Raw genomic sequence first — 3130 nt, forward strand, 5'->3', positions numbered from 1 at the left:
ATGCTTTTTTGGAGCTAGTTTAATGTCTATAATTAATTTATTATTAGATATACTAAATTTGGTATTGATAGTTGAGTTATGTTTGAGTAAATCATATAATCTATCAAATGCTAAATTAAATAAATTTTCATCTTTATCAATAATTTCCATTGTAGGTGGTATCTTATCTATAATCGAATATACTTCATCATTAAAAGATATACCACTATTTGAAACTTCTAAATCTTGGATATATTCTTCTAAGTCTTGGTTGCTTACATTTATACCATTTTTACAATAGTTAAACTCGTCTATGGACAACATATTGTCAAATTTAATACTATTGCTTAAAATAATATCTTTTAACTCATCTTTGCTTAATTTTTTTATGCTACACAATGAAGAGGTTAAGTTTAGCTCATTGACATATGTGTAGCGATCTTTTTGGTTTTTTAACACCATATCGCTATTAAATTCATAGTGGCAAGATTTACCAATAGCATCACATTTGCTATATTTAGTAGCAAGCATAATATCATTGATATAATTTTTTCCATAATAATCATTAGGTGAAAAAATCCCAAAAAACAACTCTTTACCCATCTCTATATTTGTTAATGCTTCTTCTACACTTTTAAATATATGAATGTAATTTTTCGAATTTTTCATATCTATATTGTTTAAATTAATAAGAAATAGAGTTTTATTTTGATAGGTTTGACTATCAAACATATTTAAAATTTTATTATATTCATATTCTGTTTTTATAATAGATAATATAATAGTATCTATCGTTTTATCATTAAAATTGCGGTTAAAAACTTTTAAAAATATGAATGAAAGCCTATCAGAATATGTATGCTCTTGCATAACTTTTCTAAGCCCAAGCAATCTAAATTTTTGATAGTAGAGCTCATCATCACATATATTTTGAATTTTTGAAGTTATATGTTTTTGATTGTCAGATGATATAACTAAATCGCCAAAAAAATTCCTAACTCCTCTAGAAAAATTACTAACAACAATCGTATTTGAAGCCATAAGCTCAAATACTCGTCTTGCAAACATTGTTTGAGATTGTTTAATAGTATTCATATTTACACCAAATTTATAGCCTTTATAAGCCTTATCAATCTCATTTGGAGCTAATTTTCCTAAAATCATTGGCTTAAATTTATCTGGAAATGTATAGTGGGGATGAGGATTGTCAAAATTTCTATCATAAATTTCAACTTCTTTAAAATTTTTAATAGAATTTATTAGAGTATTAAAATCTATCTGTCGTTGCGGGTATCGTAGATAATATGAACCAGCAAAGTTAAAAGCATCTTTTCTAGTATATTTTTCAATTGGATTATGAATCTCTGGTTGGGCTGCAAAAGGTAAAAGATATACATTATTATGCTTTAAATGATATTTATATTTACCAATGCAATCCATATCTGTTGTAAATACATAATCTACTATTTTTGCTACTGGCAAAAAGGTGTTAAAATGCACTGGATCTTCTTTATTCCAAAAAATCGTTTTTATTTTATTATTATTATTACACCATTGTATGAGCTCTATTAACTCTTTTGAGCAGTTACTTATTTTAGTCGCCCAAGAATCATCTTTGCCTTTCCAAGCAGACTCTATAAACACCATATCTGGATTAAAATTCGATATCTCATTTTTCCAGTTATTTAAGGTCAGTTGTAATAAATCACACTCATATTTGAATGAATTATAGGTAAATTCATCCATAATGGCAGCTATTTTAATCTTTTTTATATCATCTATGTGATCTATATTTTTTTTGGTTTTAAGATCTATTTTATTTTGTGTAATGTAATTTATATTTTTACTTGTAGATTTTATATATGATTTATATTTTCTATATTCATTATAGAAACTAAATGGGAGCTTTATAAAGCCTTTAAATGATTTAGTAGATTGGATAAGGGTATGCCCTAGCCTAAATGATAACATATTTTTGATTCTATAAATTTCATCATCTTTTTGGGATATAGTTTCTAATAGCTTTTTATTTCTAGCTTCCATACCTTCGAAATTTGTTTTTAATTTTTCAATGTTATTATTGAGAGTTTTATTTTTGGTTAATACGCTATTTTTATCTTGTAATTCTTTTTGATATCTAGCCTTCATGCCAATAAAATTTGTTTTCATTTTATCAAAGTCATTTTCTAGAGTTTCAATTTTGTCTTCTAATCTAGATTTTTCATACTTAATCTCTAATAATTCTTGATTTTTCTCATCTTGAATACTCAAAAAAGATTCTTTTTCTTTTTCTAGGGTTTCGATTTTGTCTTCTAATAATTTTATACTTTTAGTAGATAAATCTATAACTTTATTGATATCATTTTGATGTCTTTTGCTATAGTTTAATGATTGTTTTATTCTATAAGACTCAAATATCTGATGATTTAAACTATTAGTTAAAATATCCTTTTCACAAAGAGTTTCTTTAGGTAAAAATAGATGAGTGGGCGTAGCATTAAAAGTATCCCAATATACATAATTTAAATCATTTAATATATAAGATATATTTTTAAAAGAATCCATATTGATTGCTTCGATATAAAGCAACGGCCTATCTTTGGCAATTAATTTTTTAGCACCATTTAGAACATTGCACTCCATTCCTTCTACATCTATTTTAACTACTGCTACTTTCCCATTAAAATCTACATCATCTAAAGGAATGGTAGGTATATCGCCATCATCTGAAATTGCTAATGATTGACCACCTAAATTTGTTTCATCTAATTTTGAAAATTTAGCCTTAGAAACTGAATCTGAAACTGCAACATTATAACATTTGGTTAAATTATCAAATTTATTAAGCTTGATACTATCTTGCATTATATTAAATAATGCACTATTTGCTTCAAATGCATAAACAAAAAGATTATTCGCAGCAAAAAATATGGTATGGTTGCCAATATTTGAACCAACATCTACTATAATATCATTTGATTTGCATCTACTTATAATATCCTTAAGCATTGTTAATTCATATGGCTCTGTCTCTTTGTAAATTTTATTTTGTATGTAGTCGGTATCTTTATTTGGCAAATATATCATATATGAAATACCCCCCCCCATACTAAGATTTACAATATCTCTATTATCTATATTCATACTATTT

The 3130-nt window shown here is 25.7% G+C and carries 1 protein-coding gene; it reads right to left on the reverse strand.

From position 1 onward, the window contains the following. The coding region (locus tag CSUIS19072_RS08260; protein WP_337212256.1) for an FkbM family methyltransferase at window positions 1–3130 on the reverse strand (3130 nt) is incomplete at both ends.

Source organism: Campylobacter sp. RM19072 (genome assembly GCF_024723485.1).
GTDB lineage: Bacteria > Campylobacterota > Campylobacteria > Campylobacterales > Campylobacteraceae > Campylobacter > Campylobacter porcelli.